Origin of the sequence: Bradyrhizobium sp. Mp27 (assembly GCF_029953005.1) — a bacterium.
Taxonomy (GTDB): domain Bacteria; phylum Pseudomonadota; class Alphaproteobacteria; order Rhizobiales; family Xanthobacteraceae; genus Bradyrhizobium; species Bradyrhizobium barranii.
In genome coordinates, this window is sequence record NZ_JASAUS010000894.1 from 1 (window position 1) to 218 (window position 218).

Here is a 218-nt window from a genome sequence, read left to right on the forward strand (position 1 = left end):
CTCGGGCCGCGACGAAGCCTTCCTGATTGAGTATTGCCGCGATCTCGCCATCCATCTTGTGTTCAGCGTTCAACTCGACGATCCGTTGCCGCAACCGATCAATGTCGATGTCCCCGTGGGTCGGTCAAAATCCCCCGGGTATGGTCACTTGAAACTCCCCCACCTGATGATCGCCGTCAGCGCCGCTGAACAGCAGTAGCCGGTCAGGCAGGACGTTT

The 218-nt window shown here is 58.7% G+C and carries 1 protein-coding gene; it reads left to right on the top strand.

Annotated elements, in window-relative coordinates; genetic code table 11:
* On the top strand, nucleotides 1-199 hold a 199-nt coding region (locus tag QJT78_RS52925), incomplete at its 5' end, for a hypothetical protein (protein WP_281461023.1).
* Between the last annotated feature and the right edge of the window lie 19 nt (nucleotides 200-218).